This window comes from Olleya sp. NP1-10, assembly GCF_055804415.1.
This window is the reverse complement of record NZ_CM147840.1, coordinates 3280368-3299087: the sequence shown is the minus strand read 5'-3', so window position 1 is coordinate 3299087 and position 18720 is coordinate 3280368. Positions and strand designations below refer to the sequence as shown.

At 32.8% G+C, this 18720-nt stretch carries 16 protein-coding genes and 1 pseudogene; all 17 read left to right on the top strand.

Annotation, left to right across the window (positions count from 1 at the left end):
* The first annotated feature begins 2 nt into the window (after positions 1 to 2).
* Entirely contained in the window at positions 3 to 1097 is a 1095-nt protein-coding gene (locus AC0L4B_RS15500) for a site-specific integrase (RefSeq protein ID WP_013622768.1), read from the top strand.
* The gene (locus AC0L4B_RS15495) at positions 1097 to 2044 is read left to right on the top strand and encodes a DUF6617 family protein (RefSeq protein WP_013622769.1); all 948 of its coding nucleotides are present in this window, start codon (positions 1097 to 1099) and stop codon (positions 2042 to 2044) included. Before AC0L4B_RS15500 ends, AC0L4B_RS15495 begins: the two co-directional genes overlap by 1 nt.
* A gap of 156 nt (positions 2045 to 2200) precedes the next feature.
* Positions 2201 to 2503, top strand: a complete 303-nt coding sequence (locus AC0L4B_RS15490) for a helix-turn-helix domain-containing protein (RefSeq protein WP_013622770.1) — start codon at positions 2201 to 2203, stop codon at positions 2501 to 2503.
* A complete protein-coding gene (locus AC0L4B_RS15485; RefSeq protein ID WP_289044129.1) occupies positions 2500 to 2796 on the top strand; it encodes a helix-turn-helix domain-containing protein in 297 nt (98 codons plus the stop codon). Before AC0L4B_RS15490 ends, AC0L4B_RS15485 begins: the two co-directional genes overlap by 4 nt.
* The gene (locus AC0L4B_RS15480) at positions 2783 to 3691 is read left to right on the top strand and encodes a BT4734/BF3469 family protein (RefSeq protein ID WP_289044127.1); all 909 of its coding nucleotides are present in this window, start codon (positions 2783 to 2785) and stop codon (positions 3689 to 3691) included. The genes AC0L4B_RS15485 and AC0L4B_RS15480 overlap by 14 nt, the downstream gene beginning before the upstream one ends.
* On the top strand, positions 3688 to 5439 hold the full coding sequence (locus AC0L4B_RS15475) for a DUF3987 domain-containing protein (protein ID WP_289044125.1): 1752 nt from the start codon (positions 3688 to 3690) through the stop codon (positions 5437 to 5439). Before AC0L4B_RS15480 ends, AC0L4B_RS15475 begins: the two co-directional genes overlap by 4 nt.
* Positions 5440 to 5594: 155 nt before the next feature.
* Complete coding sequence (locus tag AC0L4B_RS15470; protein WP_038507003.1) at positions 5595 to 5891, top strand: helix-turn-helix domain-containing protein; 297 nt, start codon at positions 5595 to 5597, stop codon at positions 5889 to 5891.
* 15 nt (positions 5892 to 5906) lie between these two features.
* Positions 5907 to 6598 (top strand): annotated as a pseudogene (locus AC0L4B_RS15465) (ApeA N-terminal domain 1-containing protein); the annotation flags it as partial.
* Between the two features lie 36 nt (positions 6599 to 6634).
* Positions 6635 to 7159, top strand: coding sequence for a HEPN domain-containing protein (locus AC0L4B_RS15460; protein ID WP_473439453.1), 525 nt, complete (start codon positions 6635 to 6637; stop codon positions 7157 to 7159).
* 21 nt (positions 7160 to 7180) lie between these two features.
* Positions 7181 to 9292 carry a Piwi domain-containing protein gene (locus AC0L4B_RS15455; protein WP_289044119.1) on the top strand — a complete coding sequence of 704 codons (2112 nt, stop codon included), beginning with the start codon at positions 7181 to 7183 and terminating at the stop codon, positions 9290 to 9292.
* Positions 9293 to 9355: 63 nt separating this feature from the next.
* Positions 9356 to 9751 (top strand): hypothetical protein, encoded by a 396-nt coding sequence (locus AC0L4B_RS15450; protein ID WP_289044117.1) that lies wholly within the window; start codon positions 9356 to 9358, stop codon positions 9749 to 9751.
* Positions 9752 to 9874: 123 nt separating this feature from the next.
* The gene (locus tag AC0L4B_RS15445) at positions 9875 to 14209 is read left to right on the top strand and encodes a CusA/CzcA family heavy metal efflux RND transporter (RefSeq protein WP_379899985.1); all 4335 of its coding nucleotides are present in this window, start codon (positions 9875 to 9877) and stop codon (positions 14207 to 14209) included.
* Between the two features lie 4 nt (positions 14210 to 14213).
* Positions 14214 to 15419: an efflux RND transporter periplasmic adaptor subunit gene (locus AC0L4B_RS15440; protein WP_289044113.1), complete on the top strand. Its 1206-nt coding sequence runs from the start codon at positions 14214 to 14216 to the stop codon at positions 15417 to 15419.
* A 2-nt stretch (positions 15420 to 15421) separates the two neighbouring features.
* Positions 15422 to 15835, top strand: coding sequence for a Fur family transcriptional regulator (locus AC0L4B_RS15435; RefSeq protein WP_054851361.1), 414 nt, complete (start codon positions 15422 to 15424; stop codon positions 15833 to 15835).
* A gap of 56 nt (positions 15836 to 15891) precedes the next feature.
* Entirely contained in the window at positions 15892 to 16254 is a 363-nt protein-coding gene (locus AC0L4B_RS15430; protein ID WP_013622781.1) for a DUF3703 domain-containing protein, read from the top strand.
* A gap of 43 nt (positions 16255 to 16297) precedes the next feature.
* On the top strand, positions 16298 to 18199 hold the full coding sequence (locus AC0L4B_RS15425) for a heavy metal translocating P-type ATPase (protein ID WP_473437709.1): 1902 nt from the start codon (positions 16298 to 16300) through the stop codon (positions 18197 to 18199).
* Between the two features lie 72 nt (positions 18200 to 18271).
* Positions 18272 to 18685 carry an HYC_CC_PP family protein gene (locus tag AC0L4B_RS15420; RefSeq protein ID WP_226696413.1) on the top strand — a complete coding sequence of 138 codons (414 nt, stop codon included), beginning with the start codon at positions 18272 to 18274 and terminating at the stop codon, positions 18683 to 18685.
* Positions 18686 to 18720 lie beyond the last annotated feature (35 nt).

Below are 18720 nucleotides of genomic sequence, written 5' to 3'. Positions count from 1 at the left end.
TTATGAAAGTAACATTAAGACAACGCAAGAAGAACGACAAAATAAGTCTGTATTTAGATTACTATCATAAAGGCAAACGTAAAACAGAATACTTACGCTTATACCTTACACCTAATCCTAAAACCAAAACTGAAAGAGAGGTTAATAAGAAAACCAAACAATTGGCTGAAACTATATGTGCACAGCGACAAATAGAAATTCAAAATGGTATTTATGGCTTTCAAGATATTGAAAAGCTAAAAGGTAGTTTTATTACTTATATCACAGCTTTAGCAGAAAAGAAAAATACAAGCTCTGGCAATTATGGTAATTGGAATAGTATGCTAAAACATTTAAAAAAGTTTTGTCCAACAGATGTTAGTTTTCAAGATATAGACAAATCGTTTGTTGAGCGTTTCAAAGAGTATTTAGATAAAGAAGCAATAGGTAGAGCAGGTAAGCAATTGTCTCAAAATTCAAAATATTCGTATTATGGTAAATTTTCAGCGGCATTAAAACAGGCGGTCAAGGATGGAATTTTAAAAGTAAATCCTGCAAATGGTGTAGAGTATTTTAAACAAGGAGAACCTCAACGAGAATTTTTAACGCTTGATGAATTACAAAAAGCAGTTAATACAGAATGTGAACTGCCTATCTTAAAGAATGCTTTTATTTTTTCAGCTTTAACCGGATTACGTTGGTCAGATATTGAAAAACTGATATGGTCAGAAATCCAGCACTCAAAAGAAATGGGATATTATATCCGATTTAGACAAAAGAAAACTAAAGGTGTCGAAACCTTACCAATATCAGACCAAGCAAGAAATCTATTAGGAGAAAAAGGTAATCCAGACGATAAAGTATTTGATGGCTTACATTATAGTGCCTGGTCTAATTTAAAATTACAACAATGGATGATGAAGGCAGGTATTACTAAAACTATTACGTTTCATTGTGCGCGTCATACCTACGCTACCTTACAATTAACTTTGGGTACAGACATATATACTGTATCAAAATTATTAGGTCATAAAGAGTTACGAACTACACAGATATATGCCAAAGTAATTGACGATAAAAAGAAAGAAGCTGCTAACCGTATTCAACTGGATTTATAATGAAAGGAAGTATATTTTCAAGTTTGGTTTCTATAACCAATGGCTTACATAGAGATAATAGACAGGAAAAGGATTTTAAATACTTATTGTCTGATTTTAAATTGAACCAAAAAGCTAATAACGCAGTTTTTAAAGTAAACTTTAAAAAGCCTTTAAATGCGAAAAAAGAATACTATCAAAAGCTAATAATTAATGAAACAGAAAATACAGTAGCATCATTTGTAAAGGAATTTCCGAAAAATGCAACTACACCAGAAAATAAATACAGCTATACCATTCTACTTAATAAATTTGATAAGTACTTAAATGACATTGCAACTTATATCAATAAAAGAGGTATAACAACAGATTTAAATAATGATGACAATTATATCATAAACTACTTAAAAGTATCTGTAATAAGGTTGTATGCTGAACTACAAGAGCAATACGGACAATTTTCGGAAAATACAAAATTCTCAATTTCTGAAATTGCAGAAAAATACTTTAATGATGAAACTTTTGATGTTAGCTTAATAGAAAAGAACACCACTAAAAAAGTTGCTACCAAAAAAACATCAAAAACGAAAGCAACACCCAAGACTTCTTTTGGATATAAAAGTAATGACACTTCAACTTTGCTAACTGTACTTAAACAAGTAAATCTAAAAATCGATTTGTTAGATAACCGCACAACTGTTGAACATTTGCACCAATTGTTATTAGCAAAAGATTTTGCAAATACAGAATCGCAAATTTATCTTCAATGCGAAACTACACAGTTTAGTTACCTTGTAACAAAACTTAAACCATTTTTTAATGGTTTCAATCCTACCTCAATAGAACGTTCTGGAAAATTTATTACTAAAACAGGTACGCTATTAAAGGCGAATAATCTTCACAAAAACAAAATTCACAATCCAAAAGAAAAGGAAGAAATAGATAAAATCATCCAACAACTGCAATAAAAAACAGTAAGAATAGTAAGAAACCTTACTGTTGTCTTACCCTTGTTTTACACTCTTACTAAAATCGGGAAGCCAATTTTCAACCTTTGTCCTGTTCTTGAAAACCAAGAATGACATTTGGCCAGATGTCCTCATTTATTTAAAACAAAATAAACGATGGACACAAATATCATCGAAAAGTTAGACCGCATTGAAAAACTCTTATTAGAGCAACAAACAATGCAAAAGCAAGTATTAAACTTTAATGAAACTTGCAAGTATTTAGAATTATCCCAATCGCACTTGTATAAACTCACAAGTACGGGAACCATTCCACATTATAAACCGAATGGTAAAAAGATTTATTTTCAAAGAGAAGAGTTAGACCATTGGTTACTGCGTAACCGTATGAACTCAAGAGACGAAATCGAACAGCAAGCTGCCGATTACCTTATTAAGAAAGGAGCGGTGAAGTTATGACTGAAATAATCGATTTACTCTTAACGCTCTCTCAAGAAATAAAGGACATTAAAGCACGTATCGAATTGTTACGACAATCGAGAGCAGAAGTATTAAAAGATACGTGGATAGACAATCAAGATGTATTGCAGACCTTACATATAAGTAAGCGAACGCTACAAACTTTAAGAACCAATGGCACTTTGCCTTACAGCAAAGTAAAAGGTAAATTTTACTATAAAGTTGCTGACATAGAGCAATTGCTTCAAGACAACTACTACAACCATAATTTCAAGCAAGATGAAAATAAGTAGAGAAGCAATTTTAGACAAAACACATTATGGTTTAAAAATCTATGCCTATGTGTTGAGACAGTATTATCCTAATCAAACAGTCCTTTCTGTAAAAGGAAGGGACTGTGGGATAACTCGAAACCCTTTTAATGGTGGTAAAGAAACCTTACGGATTCATATTGATGGTATTATAGCAACACATCGAGATACAGAATTAGAAGCCTTTAAAGGTGATGTATTCGATTTTGCACAATATCATTTTAGAATAACCGATGAAGAAGATTTGTACCAGAAGATAAATCAAGAGTTACATCTTAATTTAGATGTCAAGGAAAAAGACAAATTGGAATGGTTGAATGAACCAGACGACACCTGGTATGCCAACTGTAGCTTTTTTAAAGCACCTGTTCGCAATGTGTTTCCTTCGGAAACCTTGCGATTGCATCAAGTATTTGCATTAATCACAAGTAATAAATACAAAAAAATTACTGAAGAATTAAGAGCAATTACCAATGTAAAAGAAGCACGTAAATTTAAAGCGAATCGATTTGATTACGTAACACTTTCAGGAACATTTGAAAAACGAAGCGATAATAATTTGCTAAAGCATTCTAATTTATTAACCATTGATTTTGACCATTTAGAGAATCTACAAGAGTTAAGAACGCAACTCTTAAATGATGAATATTTTGAAACCGAAATGCTATTCATATCACCATCTGGCGATGGTTTAAAATGGATTATTAGAATAGATGTTTCAGAAGTAACACATTCAGAATATTTCACAGCAGTTGCAAATTATATTAAACACAATTATAACATTGAGGTTGACCAGTCAGGTAAAGACGTTTCCAGAGCGTGTTTTTTACCATACGACCCAACAGCCTTTCTACATAAAAGACATCAAGCATTATGACTAAAATATTTAACCCAAAAGATTGGTTAGAAGTTCCTAAAGAGCCAACAAAACCAAAAAGCAACACCGCAACAACTAATGTTGTTGCAGTTGCTGATAACGACATTGAATCCTACATTTCAGCAATCGAGCAATCAGGTACAGACATAACAGGAAGTTATGCCACTTGGCGAGATTTAGGCTTTGCTTTAGCCGAAGAATATGGAGAAATAGGTAGAGATTATTTCCACCGAATAAGTAAAAATTATGCAGGTTACGATGCTAAAGAGTGTGATGCACAATTCGATAAATGCTCAAACGCAAAAGGACACGGAATTACAATTGCTACCTTTTATCACTATGCACATCAGTCAGGTATCAAACCGACTAAACAACAGTATAACAACGAAGTTGCAACAAACGTTGCAACTGTTGTCGATACAGCCAACCAATCAATGCCTACAATACCAGAAACGGTATATGAGAATTTGCCACAGTTTTTACAACAAGTTGTAAATCCTGCTAATGGACAAGAAGAAAAGGACATTTTATTGTTAGGTGCATTAACAGCATTTAGTGCGTGTTTTCCTAAACTCTTTGGTATCTATGACCAACGTAGAGTATTCAGCAACTTATATTTATTTGTAACCGCACCTGCATCTGCAGGTAAAGGAAGACTTAACCAAATTAAAAATTTGGTAGAGCCTGTTCATAAATTAAAACGAGAACAAGCCAAAGTATTAAAGCAGCAATTTCAAGCAGAAACTGCTACTTATAATATGAATAAAGGCAAAGATGAAAACTTGGAAAAACCGAGTAAACCGCCAGAGCGAATGCTGTTCATTCCTGCTAACAATAGTGTAACAGGCGTATATCAATTAATTTCTGATAATAAAGGCAGAGGTTTAATTTTTGAAACCGAAGGCGATACATTAGCACAAGCCTTTAAAAGTGATTATGGCAATTATTCCGATGGATTTCGTAAAGCATTTCATCACGAAACCATAAGCTATTATCGTAGAACAGATAGAGAATATGTAGATATTGAGAAACCGTGCTTGTCAACAGTATTATCAGGCACACCTAAACAAGTGGCAACCTTAATACCCAATGCAGAAAATGGGCTATTTAGTCGCTTTATGTTTTACTATATGAATATAAAACCAACTTGGAAAAATGTATTTCAAAATAGTAATAAGTTAGGTTTAGATGATTACTATAACCAATTAGGTAGTGAGTTTTTAGAATTGTACAAAACGCTAAAAAACAACCCAGAGATTGAAATACGATTAACCACAACCCAACAACAGCAATTCAATACGTTCTTTGAATCCTTACAGACCAAATACATCAACCTACAACCCGAAGAGTACATCGCAACAATAAGGCGATTAGGCTTAATTGCGTTTAGGATAATGATGCTATTCACAGCATTCCGAATTATGGAGGATGGTGATGTAAACGCAACTAAAGAATGTGAGGATATAGATTTTGAAAATGCACTAACCATAATTTCAATTTTAGTAAAACACAGTAGTAAAGTATTTAATGATTTACCAATAGAGCAAAAAGCAACAAAACGCTTAAATAGAAAAGAACGCTTTTTAGAAAGTTTGCCAAAGCAATTTAGCAGACAAGAGTATTTAGATTTAGCCACAAAACAAAGCATCCCACACAAAACCGCAGAAGGCTATATTACCAAATTTGTTGATGCAGGTTTAATATACAGAGAAGCACACAACAACTATTCAAATCCTGCAAAGACATAGTTAAGGATTTTAAGGATTTAAGGATATGATTAAATTGACTTCCTCAAATCCTTAATATCCTCATTACCTGTTAATAACTGTTTATATCTTTTTACTTTCCTTTGGTTTCCTTTTGTTAAATTAGACAAAATTTGACAAGTCTAAATAATTCTATTATGGAGTTTGGAGAGTACATACGTTCATTGCGTGAAAAACGCAATTTGCTATTAAGGGAAATGGCTGCAAACCTAAATATGGATGTTGCCTATTTAAGTAAAATAGAACGAGGAAATCGGATGGCAAGACGCGAACAAGTAGTTGCTTTTGCCAAAACATTAAAAGAAGACGAAAACGAATTAATTAAGCTATGGATGTCCGAACAAATTGTACTAATGCTCAAAAATGAAAAGGAGCGTACGGAAATCCTCAAAATAGCTGAAGAAAAAATTAGTAAGATTGTAAAAAAGGGTTAGGATTTAAAGTAATTTATGTTTAAAGAGAATAAATATTATGGCGAGGTATGGTTTAAATCTGCAGAGGATAATAAGTGCTTTTGTGTATTAGAGTTAATTAATGATGAAGTACACATAACGACCAATTTGTCAGAAAGATTACCTGCCTATCAAATAGAGTTAATTTATGGGGTTTTTACAGGTTTAGGCTATTTAACTTTTGTAAACTGCAAGATTAAAAACAGTAGCAATGGAATAGTAGAGACTAAAACTTATAAGCCTAAATATACGTTTGCTTGTGCATATCATTTAATTGAACCTATAGGTTTGAAAATTAATGAATTTCAAATTGACAATTTAGCAATAGTGAGTTGGGTTAGAAAAATGCATTGGTATAATTCTTTAGAAGACAAACTTGAAAAAGAGGATGACGTAGTCCACAATACGAATATTACTGAAGACTTATCTATTAAAATCACAAAATCAACATCCAATACTTCTAACCACAACTTTTTTAGAATGGACAATGTTGGATATGTCGATTTTAAATCAGAAAAAAATTGAGTATTCTTGAGAGTATAGATTTATATAATTCATTTCAAAAATTATTTCATTTTTTATACGGTAAGTCTGTACAATTTAAAGCTTTTAATTTTAAATGTTTAAGCTGTGGTAATTGGGCTTCGTTATATTACAAGGATGATTTCAACAAAGAAAACATATCTGGTTTTATAGCGCTTGACTATGATACTATTAAAGATGATTTGTCCAATATAATTAAGCATTGGTATAACAATGAAGGCATAGGTTATTGTGCTGATATTATTATCGAAAATTTACTCTCGGTTAAAACGAGCCATAGTAGGCGATTTACAAATTCCTATACAGCTTTCGAAGCTTATAGTTTGAAATTTGGTAATAAGATTAAGAACTCATCTTTTGCCAAAGATTTATTAGAACAAAAGCAATTATTAGTCGATATAACTAATATTCCAGAAGATGATATTAAAACATATGTATCAAAGATTGTTCGTCATCGAGATTATTTAATACATCGCACTAAAACAAAAAACAATATTTTTTCACAGTTTGAACTATTGTATATATCCTTTTTATTAGATTATTTGGTTGGTTTAGGCTTGGTGAAACAAATGGAAGTTTCTGATAAAATTATTGAAAAAATAATAGAGCGTGCTAAATCTACATACCAAGATATGCAGTCTGTAAATAGACTACTAAACAAAGATTTATTAGTTGATAACAATAATAAAGTTCAACCTTCTATGTAAAATTACAATATAATTTCATTTATGCAAGAACACCTCAAAACCAACATACTAAACTTTAAATGGCCTAATAGTGCGCCTACTATTTATTTAACTTTAGAGGATATTGAAGGTAGTCATCCTATCCATAAATCTAAATTTTCAAGGCAGATAAAAGAGGTGTTTCCAGATGCAGACTTATCTAACAAAGACCAAATATTTACAACATTTACAACAGAAATACCAGATGCACCAAGCATTAAGCTAAATTTAGTAGATGGTAGAGAATTAAGAATTTATAAGCAATTCCTTAAACATAAATTAAGAAGCTATTTTAAATCGAAAGACTATATAGTAGTAAAAAACTTCGTTGGTGATGTACAAGTGTGGATGCCTTCAAAAAAAGGGAATACATCAGACTATAACCTCTACTATAAATTTTCATTTAAGATACAGTTTGCAAAACTCACAGACTTACCAGAGTTAATTGTATCATACGATGGTACTTCAAAAGTCCTTACAACATCGGTTAAGGATATAGAGGATTCAGAGTTAATAAAACGTTGTGTATATGGTCAAAAAACGTTCAATTACCAAATGGACCTCGATACAGAGGAAAAACAAGAATTTTACAATGCTATTCAGTTTGACCAAGCATACCCAATTTTTAATTTGTCATTAGCACGAGCATTAGATATACCTATTGAGGAACCTATAAGACCAATTAATAAATATCAAAAGTACGTAGCACTTATTAATAATTTTGCAACCAACTATCTGTTTAAAGAAGATTTTAAAGTCATATTTCCATTTAAAACTGATACGTTTATAGATGTGCCACTCAATCGTATCAACCATATCGACCCACAAGTAGGTTTATTGGAATTTGGTAAAGACCAATACGGTAACAAGAAAACCCATTTAGTGCCTAAAAAGGCAATGAATATCCTAAACCCTTACAGACGTCCAAACAATCAAAATATCAAGATATTTTTCATTTGCCATACTTCTCATAAAGATTCGGTATTGTCTTTCTATCAAAATTTAAAGGAAGGTGTAAATACAGAAAAGAATTATTATAAAGGATTAGAAGCCTATGTGAACATTAAAGCATCATCATCCAAAGAACACTTCATTGAATTTACCAACGAAAACGACCCAATACCAGAAATAGTTGAAAAGTTAGAGAGTTTAACCTTCGACCACGATAATGTGCTTTACGCAGCTTTTTATTTAAGTCCTTTCGATAAGTTCACACAAAATCCCGAAGACCGCGAAATCTATATTCAAATCAAAGAACTGTTTTTAAATGAAGGCATTGTTACACAAGTGGTAGATTATGAAAAAATGGTGGTCAATATCGAGAATCAATACAACTTCCAATTTTCATTACAAAATATGGCATTGGCTATTCACGCTAAATTAGGTGGTGCACCTTGGAAACTTGCAGTAACCGATAAAAAAGAATTAGTAATTGGTGTTGGTGCATTTACCAATCAAGGCGAAAACAGGCGGTATATAGCAAGTGCCTTTAGTTTTCAAAACAATGGCTTATTTAGAAAGTTCGAATATTTTGACCAAAGCGAAACAGACCTATTGGCAGGAAGTATATGTAAAGCCATTAGAGATTTTACATCGGTTGCAGAAGCAGATAAAGTAGTCATTCACTTCTATAAGGAAATGAGTTACGAGGAACTAAAACCAATTATTAGAGGGATGCATACATTAGGGTTAAAAATTCCGCTTTACATTCTAAATATCAATAAAACAGAAGCAGAAGATATTATTGCTTACGACCTTAATTGGAACAAAAAGTTAATGCCTGTAAGTGGCACATACATACGTATTAGCGAAAATCAATTCCTACTGTTTAATAATGCGCGTTACCCTAATTCACAGAGATATGCAGATACAGATGGTTATCCGTTTCCAATAAAAATTAAGGTAAGCAGTCCAGATGAAGATGCTTTTGAAGATGCAGACGTAGTGTTAGAACTATTAACACAAGTATATCAGTTTAGCAGATTGTATTGGAAATCACTTCGACAACAAAATGTACCAATCACAATTAAATATCCTGAAATGGTAGCACAAATAGCACCGCGTTTTAATAATGGCGTTCCAGACGATGCTAAAGATGCTCTATGGTTTTTGTAATTTACCAATCAATTTATTTGCAACACCATTGCATTCAATAATTTGTATATTTGTATAAATTATATGAAAATATTTGTTTCCATATCAATGTCTATTTTATTCTTTTTTCAAGGGATAAGCATAGATATGGACTTTTGTGGTCCAATTAAAGAAATTTCAAATGTAATTACCCATTATCAAGACCATAAAGTTTATGGAGACTCTTTCTTTGAATATGTAGTTGAAGATTACATTGAGAGCGATGCTAAAAATGAAGAGCATCATCATAACCCAGATAAGGAGAATACACCAGTCCATTCCCATAATCAATGTTGTCACCCTTTGGTATTAATTATTGCGAACAATAATTTGGCTTTAACCAATCGATTTAAGTTTGAAGAGAAAAAACAATATAATTTACATAAAGTAAACTTCACTTCCAGATATTTGGAATCACTTTTCCAGCCACCTAAAGTATAATTCAGTTTTTTAATGGATAGCTATATCCAATTTTGAGCCTAAAGGGTTCATTTCATTTTGTGTAATTCTATTTTCTTATATCAGAATTGTATCGAATAGTTTAACTGAATTAATACATTTTCTATGATTAATAAAATCATTGATTTTTCAATCAATAACAAATTCATTATTGGTTTGCTTACGCTTACCATAATCGGAACAGGTATTTGGAGTATGACCAAAGTGCCAATAGATGCTGTTCCAGATATTACCAATAACCAAGTACAGGTTATAACACAATCCCCCAATTTAGGTACTGAAGATATTGAGCAAATTGTTACTTATCCAATTGAAGTGGCAATGAGCAATCTTCCTGATGTTCAGGAAATAAGGTCAATTTCTCGTTTTGGCTTATCTGTGGTTACTATTGTATTTGATGATGATATGGGAACATATCTACCTCGCCAATTAGTAGCCGAAAAACTAAACAAAGTCAAAGAGCAAATACCTGCTGGATTTGGCGAACCTACAATGGGTCCTATTTCAACAGGTTTAGGAGAGATTTACCAATACACACTAAAAGTTGCACCAGAGTTTAAAGACAAATACAACATTGCAGATTTACGCTCAATGCAAGACTGGATTGTACAGCGTCAAATGGCAATGGTTCCTGGTGTGGTAGAAGTAAACGCTATTGGTGGAAAAATAAAACAATACGAAGTAGCGGTTGACCCAAACGATTTAAATGCTATTGGCCTTACCATTACAGATGTGTTTAATGCACTTGAAGCCAATAATCAAAATACAGGAGGTGCATATATTGAAAAGAACCATCAAGCCAATTTTATTCGTGGTGAAGGCTTGGTGAGAAGTTTAGAGGACATTAAAAAAATCACTGTCAAGAATATTAATAATATACCTGTCACTATTGGCGATATTGCTACGGTACAATTTGGCTCTGCAATTCGTTACGGTGCATTAACCCAAGATGGTGAAGGAGAAGTTGTAGGTGGATTGGTAATGATGCTAAAAGGAGCTAATTCCAATGATGTTATTGCCAATGTAAAAGAGCGAATGACTCAAATTGAAAAGTCGTTACCAGAAGGCGTAATTATTGAACCATTATTAGACCGAAGTAAATTAATTGGCGAAACAACTTCTACAGTAACAACTAACCTTATTGAAGGTGCATTAATCGTCATTTTTGTGTTGGTCTTTTTATTAGGTAATTGGCGAGGAGGTTTAATAGTTGCCTCTACTATTCCATTATCCTTATTATTTGCTTTTATTTTAATGAATGTTTTTGATGTTTGGGTAAACCTAATGAGTTTAGGAGCAATTGATTTCGGAATCATTGTAGATGGTGCTGTAATTATTGTTGAAAGCACTGTTTTTCTTATAGCATCACAAGTTTTGAAAAAGAAACAACTTACATCTAAAGAAAGAGATAAAGTTGCTTCTAATGCTTCAAAAAAGATGATGAATGCTGCCTTCTTCGGTCAGTTGATTATCCTTATCGTTTTTCTACCCATTTTAGCCTTACAAGGTATTGAAGGAAAGATGTTTAAACCAATGGCTTTGACCTTTATTTTTGCTATGATTGGTGCAATGGTACTTTGTTTAACCTATGTGCCAATGATGTCAGCTTTAATATTAAGAGCACCTAAAAACGATAAAAAATCTTATGGAGATAGATTTGTGCATTGGGTTGAAGATAAATACCAACTTTTATTGGTTAGAGCCTTGCGAAAAGGGAAATGGGTAATTGGTATTGCAGTTGTGTTGTTCGGAATAACCGTTTTTATGTTTTCAAGAATGGGTGGCGAGTTCATTCCGCAACTCGATGAAGGTGATATTGCATTTCACGCTATTTTAAAACCAGGTAGTTCACTTACAGAAACTATTGAAACTACTACCAAAATAGAACAAATAGTAAAAGCAAAATTTCCAGAAGTTGATAAAATTGTGAGTCGTATTGGTGTTGCCGAAATTCCAACCGACCCGATGCCTATGGATATTGCCGATGTTTTTGTAATTCTGAAACCTAAAAGTGAATGGACTACTATAGAATCAAAAGATGAATTGATTGAAGCAATGAAAGAAGCAGTTGAAATGGTTCCTGGTGTTAATTATGAGTTTACACAACCTATTGAAATGCGTTTTAACGAGTTATTAGAAGGTGTTCGTGAAGATATTGCTATAAAACTTTATGGTGAAGACATTGATATTCTATCTCAAAAAGCCGAAGAAATATCTAAAATTATCGCAGGTACTGAAGGTATTGGTGATATGAAAGCGGAAGCCACAATAGGTTTGCCACAAATGACAATCAATTACAACAGGAATAAATTGGCGCAATATGGTCTTCAAATAAATACGCTTAATCAAACCGTACAATCTGCATTTGCAGGTGGTACAGCAGGTGTAATTTTTGAAGGTGAAAAACGCTTCGATTTAGTAGTACGATTAAGCGATCAAAACCGTAAGGATATTTCAGATGTTCAAAACCTGTATATCAATTTACCTTCGGGTGCTCAAATTCCTTTACGTGAAATTGCAGATGTAAGCTATAAAGCAGGACCAATGCAAATCAGTAGAGATAACACCAATAGAAGAACCTATGTAGGTGTTAATGTTAGAGGACGTGATGTAAAATCGTTAGTAACTGAAATTAAATCAAAATTAGATGCACAATTAGAATTACCATCAGGTTATTTTATTCGTTATGGTGGTGCATTTGAAAATTTAGAACGTGCTAGCAACCGATTACAAACCGTTGTGCCTATTGCATTGTTACTCATATTTATACTAATATATTTTGCATTAAAATCTTTACCACAGACCTTAATGATTTACATAGCTATTCCAATGGCAACTATTGGTGGTGTTGTGGCGTTGTGGTTACGTGATATGCCATTTAGTATTTCGGCAGGTGTTGGTTTTATTGTGCTGTTTGGTGTTGCAGTTTTAAATGGTTTGGTAATGATAAGCGGACTCAACGAATTAAAAGAAGAAGGTGTAACCAATCTAAAGGATAGAATAGTTGAAGGTACTAAACGAAGAATCAGACCTATTATGCTAACTGCTTTTACAGATGTATTAGGCTTTCTACCAATGGCTATTTCATCATCAGCTGGTGCAGAAGTACAACGTCCATTGGCAACGGTTGTTATTGGTGGATTATTAACTTCAACTTTGCTTACCTTATTTGTTTTACCAATTTTATATCATTGGGTAGAAAACAAATCTTTTACGTTTAAGCCAAATAAAAAGTTAGTAACAGCAACAGCAGTTGTATTATTACTATTTGGCTTTTCACCACAAAGTAATGCACAAGAGTTGAATGATACAATTCCCGAAATTTCATTACAGGAAGCTGTTAAACTCGCAAAAAGTAATTATCCATTATTGAAGCAAAAGCAGTTGGAAATTACAAAACAAGAACAATTAAAATCGACTGCCTATGATTTCGGAACGACTCAAATTTTTACAGGTGGAGAAGAAATTGATAATGGAAATGGCATCTATACAACCATTGGTATTGGTCAATCAAATATCGATGTATTTGGCATTGGTTCTAAAAAGAAGCTACAAGAACAACGCATTCAATTGGAACAAAAAGCCTTTCAACTTTCCGAGTTGGAATTAGAATTGGAAGTTAAAAAAGCTTGGTCTAATTGCTATCAAATGAAACAAAACTATGATTTGTATAAGGAATTGGATTCCATTTATTCCAAATTCGAGCAAGCAGTAGCTTTAAATTATGAAGTCGAAGCTATTTCTAAATTAGAATATTCGGCAGCAAAAAATCAAGCGTTTCAAATTCAGAATAAAAAAGCGCAAGCCTATAGTAATTATCTTATTGCCTTACAGCAATTCAATTTGTGGTTGGTATCAGAAGAAATTTTTACAGTTTCAGATGAATTTGAGGTAGCGATAGATAGTGATATGGAAACATTCAGTATTGAAAGTCATCCATTGTACAGTATGTCGCAGAACATTGTAGATGAAGCGGAAGCTAAATATAAAGCTGCAAAAGCAGATAATTTGCCAAAGTTCAATCTTCAAGGTGGTTTACAAAAAGTAAATGGCAATTCAGGATTTTACACCTATCAAGCAGGAATTTCAGTTCCGTTTTTATCAGGTTCTAGCAAAGCACAAGTTAGAAGTGCCAGAATTGATAAAGAAATAGCGGAAACCAATGTAGCGTTCAAAAAACAGGAAGTACAATCAAGGTTTGTTCAGGCTAAAGAAAATTATATGAAATGGAAAACATCTTGGGAGTTTTACAAAGACCAAGTTTTACCATTAACAAAAGAGCAAAAAACAGGTGCATTACTGGCATATAGAGAAGGCGAAATTGATTATACTGCATTTACGCAGTTGATAAAAGAAGCAATTCAATCGGAACTGGAAGCACAGACTGCATTAGTAAACTATTTAGAAAGCACATTTCAATTACAATATTTTAATAAATAAGACAATGAAAAACAAAATATATAAAATCCTTACCGTAATGGTGTTAGCCATATTTGTTTCAGCTTGCGGAAATAAAGAAAATCATAACGAGAATGATGGTCATTCCCACGATGAGGAAGAAAAAACAGAAGTTAACGAAGAGCATCACAATGAAGACGAAGTAATGCTTTCACAACAGCAATTCGATGCATTGAAAATGAAAATAGATACGTTAGCATTACGTAATATGAGCGGCTATGTAGAAGCAAACGGAACGTTAGAAGTACCACCACAAAACGAAGCAGCTATTACTACTGTTGTTGGTGCAAATGTCGTTTCAATTGAAGTGATTGAAGGTGATAAGGTTAATAAAGGTCAAGTTGTGGCTTATCTATCGCACCCAAATATCATACAAGCGCAAACGGATTATTTAAACGCTTATAGCAATAGCGAGCTTGCAAAGAAAAATTATGAACGTCAACAAAAATTATACGATGCTGGTGTTGGTTCTGGTGCTAATTTCCAGAAAGCAGAAGCAGAATATCAAGCATCAAAAGCAATGGTTAATGGTTTAGAAGCGCAATTAAGAATACTCAACGTTAACACTACATCAGTTCGCAATGGAACAATTGCACAGCGCATAGCATTGCGAAGTCCAATAGAAGGCTTTGTGCAAAAAGTTGAAGTAAAAACAGGTCAATATGTAGAGCCACAAACCGAATTATTTGAAATTGTAAATACGCATCACGTTCACGCCGATTTAATGGTTTTTGAAAAAGATGTTTATAAAGTACAGAAAGGTCAGAAAGTTAACTTTACGGTACAATCCATACCAGATGCAGAGCTTATCGCAGAAATCTATTCCGTAAGCAAAACCTTTGAGGACAACCCAAAAGCAGTCCACGTTCACGCAGAAATAGAAAACAAAAAAGGTAACTTAATTCCTGGTATGTATATTCAAGGTAAAATTCAAGTAGATAATACCCAAACAAAAGCTTTACCAGAAAGTGCAATTATAAAAGAAGGCGAAAGATATTATGTGTTTTCAGTAGAAAAAGAAAATGACGATTGGAGCTTTAAACCTATCGAAGTTGTGTTAGGCACTAAAGATGGTGATTGGGTATCGGTTCAATTTACTGAAAACATAGAAAGTAATACAAAATTTGCTTATAACAATGCTTATTATCTTAACGCAGAAATGAAAAAAGGAGAAGCAGAACACGCACATTAATTATGGAAACAATAGAACAAGTATTAGAGTCAAAAAATATTCGTGTTACAGCAATGCGTTTGCTTATATATAAGTTTCTTACAGAAAAAGAGGTCGCTGTTACTTTAAGTGATATTGAAAATGCTTTCTCAAAAGCAGACAGAACCACTTTATACAGAACTATTAAAACCTTTGAAGAAAAGGCTATTGTGCATCAAATAGACGATGGTACAGGGATTACAAAATATGCATTATGTGAAAAGGGATGTAATTGTGAAATTGAAACCGATTTGCACTTACATTTCCATTGTAATAATTGCAATGAAACCATTTGCTTAACAGAACATAAAATACCTCAAATAAAAGTGCCAGATGGTTTTGTGTCAGAGAATGTAAATTTGGTGGTAAAAGGTATTTGCGATAAGTGTAGTGTCTAATTATTGCACTTCCATTGCACTTACTATTAAAGTACATTTATCCAAAATTAGAGGATATGAAGTTTAATACTAAAATACCTAAACATCTAAAACAGGCGTATAACCAAGAATTAAAACAATACAGTTTCTGTTTAGAAAATAAGCAGTTTGGTAATGCTTGGTATCATTTAGAACGTAGTCATATAATAGGACAATCTTATCCTATAGAACATACCTATTCACATTGGCTTATGCTAAAGTTTGGATTTAGACAAAAAGATACGAAAGAAGTAATAGGTCAAATAATTAGGTTGCTTGTGGGTGGCTGGAAATCATTTATAAATCACGTTCCACTTGGTAATACTGGTGGAGCAAACGTGCCACCATTAAAACGAATGCCTATTCCCAATGACATTGAAAAATTATTAGATATTAAATGAAAAAAAGAAAGTCAATTTAAGAGATTTAAAACCAAATTCAGAAGTGCAACACACGCATAATGATGGTCATAATCACGGTAATGGAAGTGCATTCAAAACCTACGTGCCTGCAATAATAAGTTTTACAATGCTTATCATTGGTATAGGTTTAGATTATTTTGATGTTTCATTCTTTAAGGATTGGATTCGTATTGCTTGGTATGGTATTGCATATCTTCCTGTAGGGTTTCCTGTTGTAAAAGAGGGTTGGATTAGTATTAAAAAAGGTGATGTTTTTACAGAGTTCTTTTTAATGTCTATAGCAACCATTGGTGCATTTGTTATTGGTGAATATCCCGAAGGTGTTGCAGTAATGCTATTTTATGCAGTAGGCGAATTATTTCAAAGTGCTGCTGTAAATCGTGCAAAAGGAAATATAAAAGCATTATTAGATGTTAGACCTAAAGAAGCCAATGTATTTCGTGAGGGAGATTATAAAAGTGTTTCGCCTGAAGTTGTCAATATTGGAGAGAAAATTCAAATTCGTGTAGGTGAAAAAATTCCATTGGATGGCATTTTATTATCCGAAAAAGCATCTTTAAATACAGCTGCGTTAACAGGAGAAAGCAAACCAGATTCCATTCAAAAAGAAGCAAAGGTTTACGCAGGTAGTATTAATTTGGAAAGCGTTATTGAAGTTGAGGTAACCAATAAGTTTGAAGACAGTTCTATTGCGAGAATATTAGACTTGGTTCAAAATGCAACAGCACGTAAATCTAAAACAGAATTATTCATCAGACAGTTTGCTCGTATCTACACACCAATTGTAGTGTTTTTAGCTATTGGTGTTACTTTTATACCTTACTTTTTTGTAGATGATTATGTGTTTAGAGATTGGTTATACAGAGCATTAATTTTCTTGGTAATATCTTGTCCTTGTGCGTTAGTGATTTCAATTCCATTAGGATATTTCGGTGGATTGGGAGCAGCTTCAAAAAATGGAATCTTATTTAAAGGTGCTTCATTTTTAGATGCAATGACCAAGATAAATACTTTGGTAATGGACAAAACAGGAACCGTTACCAAAGGTGTTTTTAAAATCAAAGAAGTAAAAGCAATTGGTTGGAATGAAACCGAATTTATGCAATACTTAATGGCGATGGAAGAACAATCCACGCATCCAATTGCTAAAGCCATTTTAGAGTACAAAGCTGAAGGTGAAGATTTTGAAGCACAAGACGTTTCTGAAGTTGCAGGTAAAGGTTTAAAAGGCATTGTAAATGGTAAAACAGTTTTAGTAGGTAATAAAGCCTTAATGACTGCGAATAATATTAATGTTCCAACGGAAACGGAATCTATTGTAGAATCGATAGTGTTGGTAGCAATCGATAATCAATTTGCAGGTTTTGTAGTAATAGCAGATGAATTAAAGGAAGATGCAAAAAAAACAATTACTAATTTACATAAAGTAGGCATTAAAAATATTATGATGCTTTCCGGTGATAAAGATTCCATTACGCAACAAGTCGCTAAAGAGTTGAACATCGAAAATGCTAAAGGTGGTTTGCTACCAGAAGATAAATTAAACGAAGTTGAAATTTTAAAGAAAAATCCTGTAAACAAAGTAGCTTTTATAGGTGATGGTATTAATGACGCACCAGTTTTAGCAGCAAGTAACGTTGGTATTGCAATGGGTGGTTTAGGGAGCGATGTAGCTATTGAAACAGCAGATGTTATCATTCAAACAGACCAACCTTCAAAAGTAGTAAGAGCCATTAAAATAAGTCGTTCTACACGTAAAATTGTTTGGCAGAATATCATTTTAGCATTTGGTGTTAAAGTTATTGTCTTAATTTTAGGAGCAGGTGGTTTAGCTACAATGTGGGAAGCAGTTTTTGCAGATGTAGGAGTAGCATTATTAGCAATTTTAAATGCAGTTAGATTACAACGAATGAGTTGGGATTAAGCAGATTAGTCAATTAAACTTCTGTTAAACAAAATCAATAGTTGTAAAATTTTTATACATTTGCAATTAGATATGAAGCAAATTTTCCATAAAATAATGTCTTTAGTAATGGCTTTTGTAGTGTTATTCTCTACAATGTCATTTACTGTGAATATGCATTATTGCGGAGATACTTTAGTAGAAACTGCTATTTTTCATAAGGCCAAAGGGTGCGGAATGGAAATGGAAAAGCCTTCAACCGAAGGATGTTCTATTACCAAGAAAAATTGTTGTGATGATGAACAATTAGCAATTGAAGGTCAAGACGAATTACAATTGCAAGTTGACAAAATCACGTTTGAGCAACAAGTATTCGTCGCTTCATTTGTTTACACTTATATTAACCTTTTTGAAGGTTTAGATAACAATGTATCTTCTTTTGAAGAATACAAACCACCACTCGTCATAAAACAAATCTTCAAGATTGACGAGACTTATTTAATTTGATTTTTAAACAATAGACTCTTTTATCCTATGACAGC

Excerpts from the sequence above, each read along its gene's own strand:
- AC0L4B_RS15500 (WP_013622768.1), top strand. The coding sequence starts at position 3 with ATGAAAGTAACATTAAGACAACGCAAGAAGAACGACAAAATAAGTCTG.
- AC0L4B_RS15495 (WP_013622769.1), top strand. The coding sequence starts at position 1,097 with ATGAAAGGAAGTATATTTTCAAGTTTGGTTTCTATAACCAATGGCTTA.
- AC0L4B_RS15490 (WP_013622770.1), top strand. The coding sequence starts at position 2,201 with ATGGACACAAATATCATCGAAAAGTTAGACCGCATTGAAAAACTCTTA.
- AC0L4B_RS15485 (WP_289044129.1), top strand. The coding sequence starts at position 2,500 with ATGACTGAAATAATCGATTTACTCTTAACGCTCTCTCAAGAAATAAAG.
- AC0L4B_RS15480 (WP_289044127.1), top strand. The coding sequence starts at position 2,783 with ATGAAAATAAGTAGAGAAGCAATTTTAGACAAAACACATTATGGTTTA.
- AC0L4B_RS15475 (WP_289044125.1), top strand. The coding sequence starts at position 3,688 with ATGACTAAAATATTTAACCCAAAAGATTGGTTAGAAGTTCCTAAAGAG.
- AC0L4B_RS15470 (WP_038507003.1), top strand. The coding sequence starts at position 5,595 with ATGGAGTTTGGAGAGTACATACGTTCATTGCGTGAAAAACGCAATTTG.
- AC0L4B_RS15455 (WP_289044119.1), top strand. The coding sequence starts at position 7,181 with ATGCAAGAACACCTCAAAACCAACATACTAAACTTTAAATGGCCTAAT.
- AC0L4B_RS15450 (WP_289044117.1), top strand. The coding sequence starts at position 9,356 with ATGAAAATATTTGTTTCCATATCAATGTCTATTTTATTCTTTTTTCAA.
- AC0L4B_RS15445 (WP_379899985.1), top strand. The coding sequence starts at position 9,875 with ATGATTAATAAAATCATTGATTTTTCAATCAATAACAAATTCATTATT.
- AC0L4B_RS15440 (WP_289044113.1), top strand. The coding sequence starts at position 14,214 with ATGAAAAACAAAATATATAAAATCCTTACCGTAATGGTGTTAGCCATA.
- AC0L4B_RS15435 (WP_054851361.1), top strand. The coding sequence starts at position 15,422 with ATGGAAACAATAGAACAAGTATTAGAGTCAAAAAATATTCGTGTTACA.
- AC0L4B_RS15430 (WP_013622781.1), top strand. The coding sequence starts at position 15,892 with ATGAAGTTTAATACTAAAATACCTAAACATCTAAAACAGGCGTATAAC.
- AC0L4B_RS15420 (WP_226696413.1), top strand. The coding sequence starts at position 18,272 with ATGAAGCAAATTTTCCATAAAATAATGTCTTTAGTAATGGCTTTTGTA.